The following is an 18186-nucleotide window of genomic DNA, read 5'->3' as shown; positions in this document are numbered from 1 at the left end:
GGGAAAAAAGACTAGATGAGGTGATGAAATGAAAGCAATTAACATTAAAGGAGCCAAGGTCCATAATTTGAAAGAAATTGATGTCACCATTCCTAAGAATAAGCTTGTTGTGGCAACAGGTGTCAGTGGCTCAGGTAAATCCAGTTTAATGTTTGATCTTGTTTTTGAAGAAGGACGTAAGCAATACTTGCAGTCTTTAGGTATGCTTTCAGATATGGAAGAAGAGCATAAATTTAATCAAATCACAGGAATTGGCCCAACTATTGCGGTAAAGCAAGGAATCATTCGTCAAAGCAATCCACGCTCAACTGTTGGTACAAGAACTAATTTATGGCAAATGCTAAGCTTACTTTATGCCGGGGAAGGCTGTATGCGTTGCTCAGTTTGTGGTCATCTGACAGATCATCAGCTATTATGTCCTCATTGCGGACAAACGGAAGCACGCTTAAGTCCGAGCTGTTTTTCGCCAAATACACCAAATGGGATGTGCTTAACCTGCTCTGGTAGAGGTAGCTATTTTGAAATCAATCTAGCTAACCTGCTGCCGGATAGAAGTATCACTTTAGCTCAGCTTTATGAAGAATTAGGAATTACACCTGGCTATTTAAGTCTACTTCGTAAAAGACAGGGTGCTTATTTTGATACGCCATTTTCAGCCATTCCAGAAGAGTTTCAAAATGAAATTATCTATGGAAAATATGAAAATGGTAAGCGTAGCTATTGTGTACTTCAAATGTTTGAGGCACGTTATCAAAAAAATGAAGAGGTAGCAGACATCTATACAAAGGTTACCTGCTCTGATTGTGAGGGTTTTCGTGTTGGGGAAGAGGCACGTCAGGTTTTGCTAGGTGGGAAGCATATTGGTGAACTAGGCTTAATGACCCTTTCTGAATTAGCCTCTTTTCTGCGGGAAATAAGAGAACAGGTTTCCTTAGCTACTTTTAGTCAAAACTTATTAACGGAGCTATCAGCTAAATTGAAGCATTTACTTAAATCGCATTTAGGTCATCTTTCTTTATACCGCGAGATGCCTACCCTAAGTGGTGGCGAGATACAGCGGCTCTTTTTAAATGTTCATTTAGATTCGCAAATGGATTCCTTGATTTATGTCTTAGATGAACCAACAGCGGGGCTCCATGAATCAGAAAAGCTGGCAATTTTACAAGCAATAAAAGAGTTAAAAGAATTAGGTAATACTGTGATTGTGGTAGAGCATGATCAAAATACGATTCAAATGGCGGATCATATTATTGATATTGGGCCAAAAGCTGGGATAAGTGGTGGAGAGGTTGTCTATCAAGGCGATGTAGCAGGTTTGCTACAATGCGAGGCTTCCATCACTGGTCAATACCTGTCTGGGAAAATTCCAATGCCTACCAGAAAATCAAAAAAAGTCGTCCCACAACAAAAGCAGCTTATCATCCATCATGCTAAAGTGAATTATTTAAAGGATTTAACTGTTTCGATTCCTTTAGGCGTAATGGTAGGAATTGCCGGGAAATCAGGTAGTGGAAAAAGCTCCTTGATTGCTGCAACCCTATTGCCACAACTTAAAGCTGCTAGTCGCAGGCAGATGAATAGTGATTCTTTAGAAGGTGCTGCACTGTTGGCAGGATATGCTGAAATTTCTCAAGCGCCGATTGGGCGAAATATGAACTCAAATCCAGCTACCTATCTTGGTATTTGGGACAAAATCCGTCAGCTATTTGCTGAACAACCTGCTGCGAGAAAGCAGCACTATACAGCAGGTCATTTTTCCTTTAACCGCGCGGGTGCTTGCGTGACTTGTGGTGGTAGCGGACAGGAGACGATTTGGCTAGGTGGTCAGATGAATCTTGAAAAAGTCTGTCCGGACTGTAAAGGGAAAAGATTTAATGCTGAGACTTTAGCCATCACTTATCAAGGGAAAACGATTGCTGATATTTTGGAAATGAGTGTCACAGAAGCTGTGGACTTTTTCTCAGACCATCCTGGGGTAATTTCAACACTAACCGTTATGGAAAAAATTGGCATGGGTTATATTAAATTAGGGCAGCCGACACCAACTTTAAGTGGTGGAGAAGCACAAAGAATTAAGCTGGCTAAAGAGATTGGGCGTAAGCGTAAAGGTCATATTCTTTATATCTTGGATGAACCGACAACAGGATTGAGTTTATATGATATTGCGAAATTACTTGAATTATTGGATGAACTTGTTGCGACAGGTAATTCTGTTGTAGTGATTGAGCATGATCCTGAGGTTTTAAAGGTTTGTGATTGGCTGATTGAGCTTGGGCCAGAGGGTGGAGCAGCAGGTGGTTATCTTGTTGCAGAAGGAACACCTGAAAGCTTAATAGAAAATCCTGCATCGATTACTGGGAGGTATTTATCATGAAAAAAGTGACGCCAGAACAGATTGGTATGAGTAGTGAAGAGCTTTCAAAACTTGAAGGGGTAATCAATACAGAATACCGCAATTTGACAGGTATTGTGATTGCCCGAAAAGGCCAGCTTGCTTATGAACATTATCTTAATGGGGTAACTGCCAAAGCACCTCAGAAGGTTGCTTCTGTTACTAAAAGTGTGATTTCAGCTTTGATAGGCATAGCTATTGATCAAGGCTTGATTGAAAGTGTGGACCAAAAGGTGTTAGCTTTTTTTCCTGAATATATTGTCCATCCTGCTGAAATCCAGAAAAAAGCTGTGACCATTAAGCATTTACTGACAATGACTGCACCTTATGCTTTTAGAAACTACCACGAACCTTTTGAACGCTTGTGTAGGCAACCTGATTGGGGGAAGTTTACATTAGACTTACTTGGTAAAAATGGTCAGATTGGTGCGTTTAAATATGCCACTTCAGGTGCACACTTACTTTCTATCATTTTAACTAAGGCAACGGGGAAAAGTGCAAGGGAGTTTGCAAATGAGTTTTTATTTAAACCAATTGGTATGAGAGAAATTCCTGATTACAAGATGACAGGCTTTGGTTATGAGGAGCTTTTTGGTGAAAAGGTGCGAGGTTGGGTAAAGGATCCTCAAGGACATACAACTGGTGGTTGGGGTTTGACAACAACTGCTCAGGATATGGCACGTTTTGGGATGCTTTATTTGAATCAAGGTAAATGGGAGGGAAAGCAAATTATTTCTAAAGAGTGGGTACAGGATTCTATTAAAATGACCCCACATCATTATGGCTATTTATGGTGGTTAGAAGCTGAACCTTTTGAGACATTTGCAGCCTTAGGGGATGGAGGTAATATGATTTATTGTGTCCCCAAGGAAGAATTGGTTGTAGCGATTACCTCTGATTTTATACGTCAGCCAAAGGATCGTATTGCATTAGTGAAGGATTATATATTGCCTGCAATATTAACAGAATAAGCCAAGCTCATTGTTATCATTAGATAGCAGTGGGCTTTATTTTTATCCTAAAATAGCTTTCAGAATATGCTATGATGAAATAAAATACCCTTCCGTACAAATTTTACATAGTCGCAATTGCAACAAGTTGAAACATCCTCGTCAAAACTTCATGAAATGATTTGTCATGTTCATTAATGGTTCCTCTCGTTATAATCAAAGTGTAATCAATGATATCGCTTACATCAAATGCGAAATACCATTAAATGGAGGTTAGAAAACTAGGATAGGACGTGTGTTAAACATAAGTAGTATCCGTTTATTTCAGCAATGTTATGAACGTATTCTCTCCACATACGCCCTAAAGATAGGATGTGGTTATCATTCAATTAAACAAAAGGCAAGTTCAATTTATTTCAATCTTACGCAAACAAAAAGGGTATCAAACAGCCAAAGAGTATGCAGCAGTATTGAATGTTTCAGAGCGCACGATTCATTCTGATTTAAAAATAATAGAAGAGCAGTTAAAGCCACAAGGGATTCAGCTAGACAAACGCCCAGGCATTGGGATTGGCTTAAAGAAGCTTGAAACACAGCCTATTCAAGCAGCACCAAAGCTTGAAGTAGATACTTTCTCAACAGCAGGCCGTAGAGAAAAGATGATGGCACTCCTTTTATTTCAACAACAGAAAGTGACATTTGAGCAGCTTTCTGAAACCTTTATGGTCAGTAAAACTTCTATTAAAAATGATTTAAGCTTTGCAAAGAAAAAATTAACAAATGGCAATCATTTAACTTTAATCAGTGATGGACAGGGAACAAGATTGGCTGGCAGTGAGGAAGATTTCCAGAAAGCCTATCTAGAATTTAATCATTATCTCTTTGAAAAATTTGCTTCCCAGCTAGAGGTAGATGAGGAAAAAAGATTGGCACGATTAAGTGCTTATTATGGAGAAGATCTTGTCAAAACCTGCGTTAGAGTCTTGTATGCTTATATCAAAAACAATGTAACAGTCATTGCAGAGCATTATGTATTCAATGTTTTAAATCGATTGATTATTTTAGTTTATCGCATGCAGCATCAAACACCGGTAGTAGGAAACCAGCCTGCTGTTCCAACAGCGGAGCCTAAAGTCTTCTTTGAAGAAAGTGCAGAACAGATGCTGAATAAAATTTCCTTAAGATTGAATGTGACTTATACCAAACAAGATGTGGCTTATTTATCAAAATATTTACTCTCAAATCGCTTTGAACCTTTTCCAAAAGAGGCAAATGATGATGCTTTTGTAGAAAAAATCATCGCTAAAGTAGGGGATTCCTTAAATATGGATTTCACACAGGATGCAAAGCTACAAGAACAGCTAAAAACACATATTCCACCGATGATTTATCGTTTGAAGTCAAAAGTTAAAACAGACAATCCTTTTATTCATCAAATCAAAAATGAATTTGCTTTAACCTTCAATGTCATTTGGGTTGTACTAAGTGAATATGAAGAAGCATTAAATGTTGCCTTTAATGAAAATGAAATCGGTTTCTTAACGATTTACTTTCAATCAGCCATTGAGCGGACGAAATTAAGCAAAAAAATCTTAATTGTCTGTCCAATGGGCATTGCGACATCGGAATTATTAGTCAATCGTATTAAAAATGTGTTACCTTCCTTTGACATGATGGAAGTTGCTTCTATTAGAGAAGTCCCACAGCTAGATTTGGCGGACATTGATTTGATTATTTCAACAGTCCCTTTAACCGTACCAGAGAAAAAAGTCATTGTTGTCTCTCCCTTCTTAAATGATCAAGATATCAAAAATATTTCTGAAAGCTATCATCATCAATTTTTCTTATCGCAAGAAGGAACCGACGAGACACAAAAACTAAATCATTTAGGGAAATACTTAAAGGATGACTTGATCTTTTTTGATGAAAATTTTAAATCAAAAGAAGCCGTATTAGAAACCGTTGGGAAAAAATTGGTTGATCAACAATATGTTACAAAAAAATTTGTTGAAAGCCTTAAAGCAAGAGAAGAAATGGGGGGCACTGACTTACCAACAGGCGCTGCCATTCCCCATGGTAACCCAAAATTTGTGAAAGAAACAGTGATTGCTGTTGTCAGAAATAAAAAATATTTCAAATGGAATGAATATGCCGTTAAGACCATTTTTATTGTCTGTATTGCCGAAAAAGAGACAAAAGAAATTAGGAACATCCTATCTGATATTTATCAAATAGTTGAGCACAAAGATAATTTAAACCAGCTCTATCTCATGAGCAAAAAAGAAGATTTTAGAAAAATGATTGGATGTGATAAATGTGAGTAATGTTGCAAAGGATGTCATCAAAAAAGAAATGATTTTACTACAACAAGACGCTAAAACAAAAGAAGAGGTACTTCACTATTTGGTTGAAACTGCGGCAGAAAATCAATTGATTACAGCGCAACAACCCTTTTTAGAAGCCGTATTAAATCGAGAATCAGAAGTTCCAACAGCCATTGGCTATCAAATCGCCATCCCTCATGGGAAAAGTAGTACAGTTAGCGCACCATTTATTGGTTTCCTACAAACCAAAGAAGATTTTATTTGGACACAGGGACATGAAGAAGAAGTGAAGCTCATCTTTCTGATTGGGGTGCCGCTAGAAAATGAAAACAATATTCATTTAAAATTTATTTCTCAACTTAGTAAGAAATTGTTAGATGAAACCTTTAGAGCGCAATTACTCGCAATCACAGATGTAAACCAAGCTTATGAATTATTAAGTTCTATCACGATTTAAATTAAATATTGGCTAGCCTGTTCAGCTTTTATAATTAGGAGGAATAAACATGAAAGTAGTCGCAGTTACAGCTTGCCCAACTGGGGTAGCACACACTTATATGGCGCAAGAAGCCATTGAAAAAGAATGTCGTAAAAGAGGGTATGAAGTCAAAGTTGAAACCCAAGGCAGTATGGGGATCGAAAATGAATTAGAGCAAGAAGAAGTAGATGCAGCCGATATCGTGATTTTAGCAGTAGCGATTGGGATTGATGGTGAAGAACGTTTTGAAGAAAAAATGGATGCTGGAAAAGTCTTACAGGTTGATCCAGGAGAAGTAATTAAGCGTCCAGTTGAAACAATTGATGAGGCAGAAAAATTATAAACATTGGAGGATAAAAACATGGCAAAGAATAATAAAGGGTTGAAAGAGTTACAGAAAGCTTTTAATACTGGTGTTTCTTATATGTTACCTGCAGTTGTCGTTGGTGGGATTTTCTTAGCAGTTGCTTTAGCAACAGGAAAAGCAACTGATGCTGGGATGGAAATTACCAATCCATTTATGCAAAATCTAAATGATCTTGGTGTCGCTGGTTTTGCAATGATGATTCCCCTTTTATCAGGCTATATTGCGTACTCTTTAGCCGGAAAACCTGGGATTGCTCCAGCAATGATTTTAGGGTATGTAGCCAATAATCCAATTGGTGAGTCTCAAGTGAAAACAGGGTTTTTAGGCGCAATGATTATGGGTGTTGCAGTTGGTTACTTTGTGAAATGGTGTAAAACCTGGAAAGTACCAGCAACGATTAAAACCATTATGCCAATCTTAATTGTTCCAATTGTGACAACGTTTGTGTTAGGTGTCATTTATATTTACATTATTGCTGTTCCAATTGGTGCAGGTATGAACTGGCTAGTTGATGTACTTGGTAGTTTACAAGGTGGAAGTGCCATCTTACTTGGTTTAATTATTGGGGCAATGACAGCCATTGATATGGGGGGTCCAATTAATAAAACAGCAACAGCATTTACCCTTGCTTTAATGGCAGAAGGTATTTATGCACCAAATGGTGCCCATCGAATTGCAGTAGCGATTCCACCACTTGCTATGGCAATTTCAACTTTTATTGATCGCAAAAAATATACAGCAGAAGATCGAGATTTAGGGATTTCAGCCTTTTTCATGGGGTTAATTGGGATTACAGAAGGTGCAATTCCATTTGCAGTCAAAGATATTAAACGCGTCTTACCTGCTATTATTATCGGAAGTGCCGTTGGTGGTGCTTTAGGAATGATGAACAATGTTGAAGCCTTAGTCCCACATGGTGGCTTAATTATTCTTCCAGTTGTAAATGGTAAGTTATGGTATGTGATTTCAATGTTTATTGGTGTCTTTATCTCAGTAGCCATCTTGCATTTTACAAAACCAAATATTGTACAAGAAGGAAGCCAAAACGAAAAAAATATCGAAGCAACAAAATAACTGAATGGAGCTGAATGCAATATGGAAAAATTACCAATTAAAAAAGTCGTTCAAGGATTATTAACCTTACAAGAAACTGGCGAAAGTGCAACAATTTTAGGTATTGGACCCATGTCTAAAAACTGTGTGCAAGCAACACTAGAGCTTTCAAAGGAAGATGATTATCCAGTGATGTTTATTGCCAGCCGTAATCAAGTAGATGCTGATGAATTAGGCGGTGGCTATGTCAATGGCTGGAACCAATTTACCTTTGCCAAAGCTGTTGAAGAAGTCGCTACAGAAATTGGTTATGACAATCTTTACTATATGTGTCGCGATCATGGCGGACCTTGGCAACGTGACCAAGAAAGAAATGACCATTTACCCTTTGAAAAAGCGATGGAATTAGGTAAACAATCCTATGTAGCAGATATTGAAGCAGGCTTTGATTTATTAATGATTGATCCAACAAAAGATCCATTTGAAATTGGTAAAGTGATTCCTTTAGATACCGTTTTAGAACGTACTGTAGATTTAATTGAATTTTGTGAAAATGAACGAAAAGCCCGTAATTTACCAGAAATTGGCTATGAAGTGGGAACAGAAGAAACCAATGGTGGATTAACGTCAACTGAAACCTATGAAACCTTTATTTTACGCTTAAAAGAGGAATTAGAAAAACGCGGTTTACCAATGCCAACCTTTATCGTTGGACAAACTGGTACCTTAACGCGTAAAACTGAACAAGTAGGTACCTTCAATTTTAAAAATGCCTATGATTTAGCACAAATGGCCAAACAATATGGTGTGGGCTTGAAGGAGCATAATGGGGATTATTTAGATGATGTCACCTTGCTTGAGCATATTCCATCAGAAATTACTGCCACAAACGTAGCACCACAATATGGCACAGAAGAAACACGCGCTTATTTAAACTTAGCTGCTGTAGAAGCAAAATTAGTGGAAAATGGGTTAATTGAAACCCCATCAAATACACGTGAAGTGTTACTTGTTCATGCGATTAAGAGTGAACGCTGGAGAAAATGGATGGTGGGCGATCAAGTCAATTTAACCGTTGATGAAATCATGAAGGATGCTGCTTTATCAGAAGAAATCCTTGATATTGCAGGACACTATACGTTTAATGATGAAGCAGTAAAAGCTGAAATTGAGGTAATGTATAGCAACCTTGCGAAACATCATATTCATGGACAACGCTATGTCATCGACCATATTAAACGCCCAATTCGTGATTACGCTGAGTGTTATAACTTAAAAGGTGTTACGACACGTATTAAAAATTTAGGGTAAATAATAGCATAGAGGTAGGAAAAACGATTGTTCGTTTTATTCCTACCTCTTTTTTTGATTGCTTATTTTAGTCACAACTTATTTGTCTTTTTATCTGTTATTAACTGTCATATATGATCGCTAAATCATGTATCCTACGCTTTATTTCTTCACGGATATGTACCGGCTCTATGCACTCGCATTGATGACCAAAACTAAAAAGAATATTGTAGTAGTAGTCGTTCTCTATGAAAGGGAATTTAACAATGTAGTGCGCATCACCATCTGGGGAAAAGTGCTCATAAGTACAATGTTCAAGTACCCATTCCATGATAGATTGATGAATACGAAGGGTAATTCTTGTTTGCATCGTTGCCAACATATCCGTAAAATCTAACTGTGGTTTTTGATAATCACGTGGCATAAAAATGTCCTCTTGGATTTGTAAATCTGATAGGCGAGACAGTCTAAATAAGCGGAAATCATTTCTCTTTAAGCAATAGCCTTGAAAGTACCAATGACCACTTTTTAAGACAAGCTGATAGGGCTCAGCTGAACGGGTTGTTTTATTTTGATAACGGTCGGCATAGGAAAAAGAAAGGAGCTTTCTTTCCTGTAAAGCCGCTTTAATCATTTCTAAGTGAAGGTGTATATCCCTATTCCCCATCCATGGACTTAAATCAATCCAGAGCTGATTTGCTTTTAATTCAATCTCTTTTGCTCTGTCAGCAGGGATAAAACTTTTAACTTTTGCAAGCGTATTGATGAGGTCATCCCCTGGTAGCATATTTGACACATTCGAAAGTCCCATCAAGATAGCAGAAAGGTCAGTACTTGAAAAGACCTTATTATCCATTTTGTAATTTGGCATGATTTCAAAGCCACCTCCGACGCCTGAGGTTGAGCGAATTGGAATCCCCGCCATATTGATTGCATCGATATCGCGGTAAATTGTGCGAAGGGAAACTTCAAACCTATCTGCTAACTGCTGTGCACTGATCCGTTCTTTATCAAGGAGAATCATAATGATGCTAATCAGTCTTTCAAGTTTCATCAAACGCACAACCTTTCTTTTTTATTAGTGTATATTGTTGCCATACTGATGTCAACAATTGCATGATATGCTGATAAAGTAAAGAAAGGAGGAAATAGCATGCAGAAAAAAGCCTTAGTCATTATCGACATTCAAAATGATATCACAAAGAATTACAAAGAGATTATTGATTCAATTAACCAAGCAATTGATTGGGCAGTAGCTAACAAGATTCATGTTATTTATATCAGACATGAAAATTTATCAGCGGGGACAAGGACTTTTAAACCCAACACACCTGGGGCTGAATTAGCAACGGACTTAAAAATAGTAGCCAAAAATGTGTTTACAAAATATAAAGGAAATGCTTTAACGAGTGAAAAATTTACAGATTTTATTCGTGAAAATGAAATAGGTGAGTTCTACATAGCAGGAGCAGATGCTGCCATTTGTGTTAAATCAACCTGTTATAACCTATGCAAAGCAAATTATGCTGTCCATGTTCTAGCAGATTGTGTGACTAGTTATGATAAAAGAAAAATTGACGAAATGCTACACTATTATGAAAGTAAAGGTAGTCACATCATTCAGTTAAATGATTTGCTAGCAAATCATACCTTTGAAGTATAAAAATAAAAACAATGGAGGCGTTTTATGTTTACAATCTATCTTTATGTTCTTGATTCATTAGCAGACTGGGAAATCGGGTATGTTCTTTCAGAGCTAAATTCCGGTCGATTTTTCAAAAAGGGACATCACCAAGTCTCACTCAAAATGGTGAGTGATTCAAAAGAGCCAATCCATACAATGGGTGGTCTAAAAATAGTACCTGATTGCCTCATTGATGAGATGGTTGTGAGTGAAACAAGCATGCTGCTCTTACCAGGTGCAGATACATGGAATGAGCCAAAACATCAGGCAATCATCGAAAAAGCAAGCGAATGTCTTTCTTTAGGTGCGACGGTCTGTGCAATTTGTGGCGCTACTGCTGCACTGGCTAATGCTGGGCTATTAGATAACCGCTCACATACTAGTAATGGACCAGGATTTCTTGAAATGGTTTCTCCTAGTTATAAAGGTCAAAGTTTTTATCTAGATCAGCCATCTGTAGTGGATCATAACCTGATTACTGCAAGCTCTACTGGCGCTTTGTTGTGGACAAAGCAAATCATTGAGCGTTTAGGTGTTTTTCAATCAGATACATTAGCATTTTGGTATGATTATTTTAGGACTGGTGACGCCCAACATTTCTTTGCGCTCATGCAAACTTTGCCAGCTAACAATGAAAGCTGATAGTTCTTTAAAATCACTAGAAATGTACACAATCAGATAGTGAAAAATTCGCTTCATTAGATAGAATCATTGCGAACAAATCATTTCCTCTCAATTAGCTTGACTCTAACATCATTGGAGGGTTTAAGCTAATGATAGAGGAGGTTGATGGAATGAAATTATTAAAGCTACCGCATCAAATAGCAGACTATCGTTGTCCGGTAAATGGCATTTGTGATATTTATGAATGGAAAACAGGACAAAGAATACCAGAAGGTTTACTCTTTGATAGTCATGTAGGATTTAGCTGTATTTCTAATCGTAGCAATGAAATAAAGAAAATGCTGTTTTTCACAGGACAGCATGGTGTAGGAAGAAGGCAATATGAGTTTTGGCAGCAACATATAGGGTTCAAACTCATTACTGGAGAAGGCAAAACCTTTAACCATACATTAAAAACCATCAAATCATTGGTCGATCAAGAAATTCCTGTTTTATTATTTGGGTTGGATATGTTCTACCTACAATACCAAAAAAAATTTTATCAAACCAGCCATATTCCTGATCATGTGGTGATGATGGTAGGATATGATGAAGAGACTGTGATTGTCCATGATAATTCAGAAGACTATCCAGTCAAAATTCCAATTGCTCATTTAGAAAAAGCGTGGCAAGATGAGGGCACAGGATTAAGTAAAAAGAATGCATATTTTGGCATTGATATGCAAGCTCCTGAAAAGAGTATTCCACTGATTTTAAAGCAGGCATATCAACAATTAGCAGAAGAATATTTAAGACCAAAAGTCAGCTTATTTGGTGTCAAAGCCGCACAACGAGTTATTGCTGAAATAGGGGATTGGCAAAAACAATATGCTAAACAAGATTTAAAGCAAATCTATGATTTTATCATCCTATTAACAGGCAGTATGCTACCAGAATCTTATGAAAGCCTGATGACCCAAAGCTTAGGCTTCAAAAATCCTCATCAAGCAATGAGAGATCAGTTTGCTGCTGCACTTGTGGAATATGCACCTCTTTATGGCAACCAAAATTGGCTGAAAGCGGCTACTTTGTTTGCAGAAAGTGGACTTGCAATCCAACAATTTGTGGCTACTTGTATAGCGGCCATCAAAGCAGACCATTATGAGGTTTCATCGGTACAAATCGAGCTGTTACAAAGAATTCAATTACTTGAAACGGAAGCTTTAACTTGGCTTTCAAAATAATAAAAAAAGTATCTGGTGGGAAGTCCAGATGCTTTTTTATTCGTCTACCCCATGCTCAAAATACTGCAAAATTTCCTCTAAAACAAAATCTTCAGAATGTAAGTAATTGGCCTTTTTCTGTCGACAAACAGTGACCTTCCAAGACAACGGATGTTGAATCCCTAAAGCTTGATAATCCTTTTGCTGGACAAAATCTTTAATGGGGGCAGGTAAAATGGTAATGAAATCTGTTTCAAGTGTGGTTTTTAATAAGAAATCCCAAGCACCTGATTGAATTTTGACATTAGGCTTTAAGTTCAACTTTTGAAAATAACTCATCACAAGATGATTGATCATAAAAGTATCATCAAATAATGCCAAAGGTGCTTTTGCTAATTGTTCCCATGAAATCATTTTTTGCTGAGCAAGTGGGTGCTGAATACTCATAAAAGCATCTAGCTCATCCTCAACAATGACATATTCTTCAATATTCGCAATTTCTGTTGGTTGTAGCAAAATAGCCAAATCAATTTCATTAACCAACAACATTTTTTTTAATTCATGTGCGCCAGCTTCTACAATTTCAATTTTAATTTCAGGATGCTTTAAAATAAAAGTTGAAATAAAATGAGCAAAAACAAGAGATAAAATCAATGGTGGAATACCAATCACAATCTTTCCTTGAATCAAACTATTTTTTTCCTCTAACTGTCTCATCATCTCATCATATGTAGCAATCACATCTAGCGCTTGTTCATAAAAAGCTTCTCCAACCGAGGTTAAGGAAGATATTCTTCCTTGCTTTCTAATGAATAGCTCCACATTTTCTTCCGCTTCAAAAGTTTTAATCATCTTACTTAAAGCCGGCTGTGATAAATGCATTTTCTTCGCAGCAATGGATAAATTATTATTTGAATGAACAATGGTCACAAAATATTTTAGTTGCTTAATATCCATAAAATTCCCTCCTTAATTTTCTTTACCCTATAACTTTAACACATAGGTCATATAAAAAAGAAGTCTTAGACAGTTTTTTGAAAAATTGTTATGATGAACCTATAGAAAAGCTGTAAGCGCTTTAGAAAAAAGTAACGGAGGAACGTCATGAAAGTCATTAAAAAAGAAGAATTAAGCAACTTGATAAAGAGTAATCAAACGTTGATGATTGGCGGTTTTATGTCAATTGGTATTCCTGAAACAATTGTAAATTATCTTTCAGAAATGCCAATACAAGACTTAACAATTATTACAAATGATACTGGCGTTTTAAAGAATCCAGTTGATGAACAAATTGGTGTAGGTAAATTGCTATTACATAAAAAAGTACAAAAAGTTATTGCTTCACACATTGGAATGAATGCAGAAACAGGGAGACAGATGATTGCCAAAGAAATTGAAGTTGAGCTGATTCCTCAAGGAACATTGGCAGAACGGATTCATGCAGGTGGCGCTGGTCTAGGTGGTATTTTAACCCCAACAGGTTTAGGAACCATTGTCCAAGAGGGGAAAGAGGTCATCACAGTAGATGGTCAAGAGTACCTTTTAGAAAAACCACTACAAGCAGATGTGGCTTTGATTAAAGCGCATAAAGCAGATACTTATGGCAACTTAGTTTATCATCAAGCCGCACGAAACTTTAACCCTGTCATGGCTTTAGCAGCAAAAACAGTGATTGTTGAAGTGGATGAATTGATTGAGCTAGGCGAATTAAACCCAGAAGAAGTGATTACACCTTTTATCGTTGTGGATAAAATTTTAGTGAAGGAGGACTAAGCATGTCTAATCAGCAGTTATCAACCAAAGAGAAAATTGCAAAACGCGTAGCAAAAGAATTTAAAGATGGCGATGTGGTTAACTTAGGAATTGGTATGCCAACATTAGTTTCAAATTATATTGATCCTAACATTTCAGTTTTTGTACAATCAGAAAATGGTGTAGTTGGTGTGAGTAAAGCATCAGCAACAGAAAAATCCCCTAACCTAGTCAACGCAGGAGGCGCGCCAGTTGGTATGATTAAAGGCGGTGTCTTCATTGATAGCCTGACATCCTTTGCCTTAATTCGAGGAGGCCATATTGATGCAACAGTCCTTGGTGGTTTACAAGTAGACCAAGCAGGTAATTTAGCCAACTGGATGGTTCCTGGAAAAATGGTTCCTGGGATGGGTGGCGCCATGGATTTAGTCGCTGGCACCAAAAAAGTGATTATCGCCATGGAACATGTCAATAAAAAGGGCGAGGCTAAGATCCTCAAGGAATGTACTTTACCTTTAACCGCTCAAGGTGTGGTTTCCATGATTATTACGGAGTTAGCAGTATTTGAATGTGCAAATGGCCAATTGACATTAACTGAAATCAGCGAAGATAGTCATTTGGAAGAAATAAAAGCAAAAACTGAAGCAACCTTTGTTGTTTCCGAAAAACTACATAAGCATAAAGGAGAGTAGCATGATGAGAGAAGTTGTAATAGTGAATGCTGTTAGAACACCAATTGGCACTTTAGGTGGCCTATTATCGCAATTTTCAGCAGTCGATTTAGGTGTCAAAGCAGCTCAAGGCCTGTTTGAAAAAATAGACATTGATCCAGCTATCATTGAAGAAGTGATTATTGGAAATGTTTTATCAGCAGGAAAAGGACAAAATGTGGCGAGACAAATTGCCATCAATGCAGGTATTCCAAGTAGCACACCAGCTTATACTGTAGGAAATGTCTGTGGTTCAGGCTTAAAAGCAGTGATTAATGGTGCACAAGCCATTTTAGCTGGAGACCGAGATGTCGTTTTAGTTGGAGGCAGTGAAAGTATGAGCCAAGCTGCTTATGTTTTACCCAATGCACGCTTTGGCAAACGTTTAGGACATGACCAGATGATTGATACGATTTTATCTGATGGCTTAACAGATGCTTTTACAGATATTCATATGGGCATCACAGCAGAAAATCTTGCAGAAAAATTTGCAATTAGTCGCGTTGAACAAGATGAATTTGCCATTAGCAGTCAAGAAAAAGCTGTTGCAGCCACTAAAAATGGATTGTTTAACAATCAAATTGTCCCAATCAGTATTGAAAGAAGAAAGCAACCAACTGTTGTTATGACTGAAGATGAGGGACCAAGAGCAGGTTTAACGACCGAAAAACTTGGGAAGTTACGCGCTGTTTTTAAAGAAAATGGCACAGTAACCGCTGGAAATGCTTCAGGTATTAACGATGGTGCAGCCATGCTGTTATTAATGAGCAAAGAAAAAGCAGAAGCCCTGAATTTACCCTATATGGCTGCAATAAAAGGCTATGCCTTTGAAGGGGTTGACCCAGAAATCATGGGCTATGGACCAGTTGTATCAACAAAAAAAGCTTTAGAAAAACTGGATATGACGATTTCAGACATTGATTTGGTGGAATCAAATGAAGCCTTTGCTGTACAATCTCTAACAGTTGCCAAAGAACTGGGACTGGATTTAGCAAAAACCAATATTCATGGTGGTGCGATTGCCTTAGGACATCCAATTGGTGCTTCCGGTGCACGTATTTTAACAACCTTAATTCATGGAATGGAAGAACAGAATGCTCAAACAGGTTTAGCAACCTTATGTGTTGGTGGCGGTATGGGTGTCTCTGTCATTGTAGAAAGACAGGTGAATAACTAATGGAAATCTTAGCTGTTGTAGGAGTGATACTGGCTACGGCCTTGATTATCTACCTTTCCTTAAAAGGGTTTAATATCCTAGTCATCGCACCAATTTGTGCGTTACTAGTGATGATTACCAATCAAATGCCAATTCTTGATAGCTTATTAAAAGGCCCAGCTTCATTTATGGGTGGCTTATCTGGCTTCGTTGCGTCATTCTTTATTATCTTTTTACTAGGCTCTGTCTTAGCAAAATATATTGAAGAAAGTGGTGCAGCCAATGCCATTGCCAATGGTATTTTAAAACTAACTGGAACAGAAAAACCTTATTCTGTATTAGTTGCAATCTTCTTAATGAGTTTACTACTCACTTATGGCGGTGTGAGCCTCTTCGTGGTATTATTCGCAGTTGTTCCATTAGCTAGAACCTTATTTGAAAAATTAAACATTCCTTGGCGCTTGATTATTACGCCTTATTTCTTAGGTGTAGCAACTGTCACAATGACCATGATGCCAGGAACACCAGCGATTCAAAATGTCATTCCAACAATGACTTTAGGTACAACTTTAACAGCTGCACCTTTAATCGGAATCGTCGCATCAATTGTAGTAACTATTTGGGGCTTATGGCGTATGAAGAAGGAATTAAATGTCGCTTTAGCAAATAATGAAACCTTTGATAAAAAATATGCCAAAAAAGAAGACCAAAAAGAAGAACGTAAGCAACCAAACTTATTTATTAGCTTATTACCTTTAGTTTCACTAATTGTGATCATTTTTGTCGGAAGTTTCTTAAAAGTCAGCAATATAATTATTCCAGCATTAATGATTGCCATTATTTTATCAGGAATTTTATTCCATCCATTTATAGATAATCAAAAACAAATCTTAAATCTTGGTGCAACAGGTGCGATTTCACCAACTGTCTTTTCAGCTGCTGCTGTTGGATTTGGTTCAGTTGTTGCTGCAGCACCAGGTTTCCAAACGATTTTGGAAGCCATCCAAAGTATCCCTGGAAATCCATTAATCAGCCTATCTGTGTTAACAGGTGCAATGGCAGGGGTAACCGGTTCATCATCAGGAGCATTAGGGATTATTATGAATAACTTTGTGCAACCTTATGTTGAAATGGGACTTGAGCCAGATGTCATCCATCGCTTATCAGCAATTGCTTCAGGTGTCTTAACTTGTCTCCCACAATGTGGTGCATTGCTTTCAATGTATGCATTAACAGGATTGACGCATAAAGAAACGTATAAAAATCTTTTTGTTTCAGTAGTTGTAGGTAGCTTTTTAGCCTTTATTGCGGCCTACTTAGTAGCGGTTTTATTTTAATACAATATAAATCATTTTGGTCGCGTCTGAAAAGTTCTGATAGTATGGTAGTTTTCAGATAAGACCTCATTATTAGGAGGAAAAAAACATGAAATTTGTCGATTTAAGTACAGCTATTGAAAGTAACTTACCATCAGATCCAGTAGGGATGATTCCGGAGATTGATTATCAAAGTCATTCAGACCAAATTGATTATATGCTTAGCTTTTTTGGGAATGCTACAACAGATGATCTTCCAGGTGGTGTCGCTTGGGCACTCGAAAATGTTCAGTTAACAACACATGCAGGAACCCATTTGGATGCACCTTATCATTATCATCCAACAATGAATAATGGCGAACGTGCTTGGACAATTGATGAAGTTCCTTTAGAATGGTGTTATGGAGATGGTGTCGTTGTTGATTTTACTGATAAGCCAGATGGCTCAGCCGCAACAATTGAAGATTTTGAAAAAGAATTTAAACGATTAAACTATACGTTAAAACCTGGTGATATTGTATTAGTAAATACAGGTGCTTCTAAAAAATGGGGAACCATTGAATACCTATCTGCTGGTTGTGGTATGGGGAGAGAAGTAACATTATGGTTGATTAACCAAGGAATCCATGTCATGGGAACAGATGCATGGAGCTGGGATAGACCATTAAAATTGGTAGGACAAGAATTTGATGAAACGGGTGATAAAAGTATTATTTGGGAAGGTCACTTTGCAGGAATAGAAAAAGCTTATTGCCATATTGAAAAATTAGCAAACTTAGATCAAGTACCTGCAACAGGATTCAAATTCAGCTGTTTCCCAGTGAAAGTAAAAGCAGCAAGCGCAGGCTGGATTCGTGCTGTTGCAATGATTGAAGACTAGAAAGGACT

Annotated in this window: 17 protein-coding genes; 15 read left to right on the top strand and 2 right to left on the bottom strand. The window is 37.4% G+C overall.

Translation table 11 applies throughout. The annotated features are described in order from the left end of the window. Positions 1-28: 28 nt before the first annotated feature. The 7 genes from BMW29_RS03215 (at position 29) to BMW29_RS03185 (ending at position 8875) form a co-directional block, all read left to right on the top strand. Positions 29-2374: an excinuclease ABC subunit UvrA gene (locus BMW29_RS03215; protein ID WP_092650237.1), complete on the top strand. Its 2346-nt coding sequence runs from the start codon at positions 29-31 to the stop codon at positions 2372-2374. Beyond that, the gene (locus tag BMW29_RS03210) at positions 2371-3363 is read left to right on the top strand and encodes a serine hydrolase domain-containing protein (RefSeq protein ID WP_092650235.1); all 993 of its coding nucleotides are present in this window, start codon (positions 2371-2373) and stop codon (positions 3361-3363) included. The genes BMW29_RS03215 and BMW29_RS03210 overlap by 4 nt, the downstream gene beginning before the upstream one ends. 353 nt (positions 3364-3716) lie before the next feature. After that, complete coding sequence (locus BMW29_RS03205; RefSeq protein ID WP_245706214.1) at positions 3717-5666, top strand: BglG family transcription antiterminator; 1950 nt, start codon at positions 3717-3719, stop codon at positions 5664-5666. Continuing rightward, positions 5659-6123, top strand: a complete 465-nt coding sequence (locus tag BMW29_RS03200; RefSeq protein ID WP_245706213.1) for a PTS sugar transporter subunit IIA — start codon at positions 5659-5661, stop codon at positions 6121-6123. Before BMW29_RS03205 ends, BMW29_RS03200 begins: the two co-directional genes overlap by 8 nt. A gap of 49 nt (positions 6124-6172) precedes the next feature. Continuing rightward, positions 6173-6487, top strand: a complete 315-nt coding sequence (locus tag BMW29_RS03195) for a PTS fructose transporter subunit IIB (protein ID WP_092650233.1) — start codon at positions 6173-6175, stop codon at positions 6485-6487. 18 nt (positions 6488-6505) lie between these two features. Continuing rightward, positions 6506-7585, top strand: a complete 1080-nt coding sequence (locus BMW29_RS03190) for a PTS fructose transporter subunit IIC (RefSeq protein WP_092650231.1) — start codon at positions 6506-6508, stop codon at positions 7583-7585. A 21-nt stretch (positions 7586-7606) separates the two neighbouring features. Next, positions 7607-8875, top strand: a complete 1269-nt coding sequence (locus BMW29_RS03185; protein WP_092650229.1) for a class II D-tagatose-bisphosphate aldolase non-catalytic subunit — start codon at positions 7607-7609, stop codon at positions 8873-8875. A gap of 100 nt (positions 8876-8975) precedes the next feature. On the opposite strand, the gene BMW29_RS03180 is transcribed toward BMW29_RS03185, so the two are convergent. Beyond that, positions 8976-9908, bottom strand: a complete 933-nt coding sequence (locus BMW29_RS03180; protein WP_092650227.1) for a helix-turn-helix transcriptional regulator — start codon at positions 9906-9908, stop codon at positions 8976-8978. Positions 9909-10007: 99 nt separating this feature from the next. On the opposite strand from BMW29_RS03180, the gene BMW29_RS03175 reads away from it, so the two are divergent. From BMW29_RS03175 to BMW29_RS03165, 3 genes are all read left to right on the top strand, one after another. Then, a complete protein-coding gene (locus BMW29_RS03175) occupies positions 10008-10517 on the top strand; it encodes a cysteine hydrolase family protein (RefSeq protein ID WP_092650225.1) in 510 nt (169 codons plus the stop codon). Positions 10518-10541: 24 nt separating this feature from the next. Continuing rightward, positions 10542-11180 (top strand): type 1 glutamine amidotransferase family protein, encoded by a 639-nt coding sequence (locus BMW29_RS03170; RefSeq protein ID WP_092650223.1) that lies wholly within the window; start codon positions 10542-10544, stop codon positions 11178-11180. 152 nt (positions 11181-11332) lie between these two features. Next, positions 11333-12385, top strand: coding sequence for a BtrH N-terminal domain-containing protein (locus BMW29_RS03165; RefSeq protein ID WP_177165660.1), 1053 nt, complete (start codon positions 11333-11335; stop codon positions 12383-12385). A gap of 36 nt (positions 12386-12421) precedes the next feature. Here the strand turns inward: BMW29_RS03165 and BMW29_RS03160 are convergent, their stop codons facing one another. After that, positions 12422-13321, bottom strand: coding sequence for a LysR family transcriptional regulator (locus tag BMW29_RS03160; protein ID WP_092650219.1), 900 nt, complete (start codon positions 13319-13321; stop codon positions 12422-12424). Positions 13322-13468: 147 nt separating this feature from the next. Between BMW29_RS03160 and BMW29_RS03155 the strand changes: the two genes are divergently transcribed. The 5 genes from BMW29_RS03155 to BMW29_RS03135 all read left to right on the top strand — a co-directional run bounded on the left by BMW29_RS03155 (position 13469) and on the right by BMW29_RS03135 (position 18178). Continuing rightward, positions 13469-14137, top strand: a complete 669-nt coding sequence (locus BMW29_RS03155; RefSeq protein WP_092650217.1) for a 3-oxoacid CoA-transferase subunit A — start codon at positions 13469-13471, stop codon at positions 14135-14137. Between the two features lie 2 nt (positions 14138-14139). Next, positions 14140-14808: a 3-oxoacid CoA-transferase subunit B gene (locus tag BMW29_RS03150; protein WP_092650215.1), complete on the top strand. Its 669-nt coding sequence runs from the start codon at positions 14140-14142 to the stop codon at positions 14806-14808. A 4-nt stretch (positions 14809-14812) separates the two neighbouring features. After that, on the top strand, positions 14813-16003 hold the full coding sequence (locus BMW29_RS03145) for an acetyl-CoA C-acetyltransferase (RefSeq protein ID WP_092650358.1): 1191 nt from the start codon (positions 14813-14815) through the stop codon (positions 16001-16003). After that, positions 16003-17319 (top strand): GntP family permease, encoded by a 1317-nt coding sequence (locus tag BMW29_RS03140; RefSeq protein WP_092650213.1) that lies wholly within the window; start codon positions 16003-16005, stop codon positions 17317-17319. Before BMW29_RS03145 ends, BMW29_RS03140 begins: the two co-directional genes overlap by 1 nt. An 88-nt stretch (positions 17320-17407) precedes the next feature. Next, the gene (locus tag BMW29_RS03135) at positions 17408-18178 is read left to right on the top strand and encodes a cyclase family protein (protein WP_092650211.1); all 771 of its coding nucleotides are present in this window, start codon (positions 17408-17410) and stop codon (positions 18176-18178) included. Positions 18179-18186 lie beyond the last annotated feature (8 nt).

The sequence above is a fragment of the Isobaculum melis genome (assembly GCF_900111355.1).
In the GTDB taxonomy this organism is placed as follows: Bacteria; Bacillota; Bacilli; order Lactobacillales; family Carnobacteriaceae; genus Isobaculum; species Isobaculum melis.
The sequence above is the reverse complement of the archived record's forward strand: the minus strand, read 5'-3'. Positions and strand labels throughout refer to the sequence as shown.